The following is a 1,508-nucleotide window of genomic DNA, read 5'->3' on the forward strand; positions in this document are numbered from 1 at the left end:
CCGTTGGAGCCGGCATCGTTGATCAGCCGCTCGGCGGTGGCGACGCGTTTGCCCCAGTCTGCGGCACTTGCCCAGTCATTGTCGATGACCAGGGCAAGGGCGGCTCCCTCGGCCGGCAGCTTTTCGCGCGGGTTGAAGACCGGGTCGGCCAATGCCGCGACGATGAGGGCCGCCATCAAGAGCCTGAGCAGTGTCAGCCACCACGGGCTCTGCTGCGGCGTCTCCTCGCGCTTCAGCACGCGGGCCAGGATCTTCAGCGGCGGGAAGATTTCGGTCTGCGGCTTGGGCGGCGTCAGCCTGAGCAGCCACCAGATCACCGGCAGTGCCAGCAGGCCCCACAGCACCATGGGGGCGCCAAAGGAAAGCGGCAGCCAACTCATGCGACAGCCTTTCCTGGCCGATCGCCGCCGGCGATCATGCCGGCACGACCGCCGGCGGTCGGCCTGGCCGAGGAGCCATCAGTGGTCATCGCCATGTGCAGCCGCACCAGCGCGTCGGAGGCGAGCCGATCGGTGTGGTTGACGGTAAAGCTCCAGCCAAGACGTTTGCACCAGGCCGCCAGTTCGTGGCGCCGGGCGGCGTAGAGCAGGCGATACTCATCGCCGAGCATTTCGGCGCGGCCGGCGGTCAGCTTGTCGCCGGTCTCGGGATCGGTGAATTCGGTGCGGCCGGCATAGGGGAAGGTCTCCTCGGCCGGGTCGGCGACCTCGATCAGGTGGGCACGCACGCCGTGGCGGGCCAGCACGTCGAGCCAGGCCATCGTCTCTTCGACCGGATCGAGGAAGTCGCTGACGATGACGATGTCGCAGAAGCGCCTGATGTCGGACAGGTCGGGTTTTGCCGGCAAATCGCCGGCATGCATCAACTGGGCGGCGATGCGTTCGGCGCCGTTGCGGGCGGTGAACGGGTCGGTGAGGCCCGGCCAGGCGATGCGCTCGCCGCTGCGCGACAACAGTTCGGCCATGGCCAGCGCCAGCACCAGCGCGCGCGATTGCTTGGAAACGCTGGCGCCGGTCGATTTGTAGAGCATCGACGGCGAGGGGTCGGCCCACAGCCAGACCGTATGGGCGGCTTCCCATTCGCGGTCGCGCACATAGGTGTGGTCGTCGCGGGCCGAGCGGCGCCAGTCGATGCGCGAGGAATCTCCCTCGACATAGGGCCGGAACTGCCAGAAATTTTCACCGATGCCGCGCTTGCGGCGGCCATGCCAGCCGGCGATCACGGTGTTGACGATGCGGCGCGCCTCGACCAGCAGGTCTGGCACAAGCGAGGCTCGCAACCGGCCACGGGCGAGCGCGTCGCGCGTCGCTGCCGGAGCCTGGACCTCGCCGATGCGCGGCATCAAATTCCTTTCACGAGTTTCGCCACCACGTCACGCACGCCGGTGCCTTCGGCGCGGGCGGCGAAGGTCAGCGCCATACGATGCTGCAGCACCGGCTCGGCCAGCGCACGGACGTCGTCAACCGAGGGCGCCAGCCGTCCGTCGTAAAGCGCGCGCGCCCTTGTGC

General features: G+C 68.5%; 2 protein-coding genes and 1 pseudogene. All 3 read right to left on the reverse strand.

The window, feature by feature from the left end:
* A partial coding sequence (locus tag EN939_RS33800; protein ID WP_206528422.1) for a BatA domain-containing protein occupies nt 1-380 on the reverse strand: 380 nt, incomplete at its 3' end.
* Entirely contained in the window at nt 377-1,342 is a 966-nt protein-coding gene (locus EN939_RS33805; RefSeq protein WP_127271779.1) for a DUF58 domain-containing protein, read from the reverse strand. The genes EN939_RS33800 and EN939_RS33805, both read right to left, overlap by 4 nt.
* Nucleotides 1,342-1,508 (reverse strand): annotated as a pseudogene (locus tag EN939_RS33810) (AAA family ATPase); the annotation flags it as partial. The gene EN939_RS33805 and the pseudogene EN939_RS33810, both read right to left, overlap by 1 nt.

The sequence above is a fragment of the Mesorhizobium sp. M7A.F.Ca.CA.002.05.1.1 genome, assembly GCF_003998335.1.
In the GTDB taxonomy this organism is placed as follows: Bacteria; Pseudomonadota; Alphaproteobacteria; order Rhizobiales; family Rhizobiaceae; genus Mesorhizobium.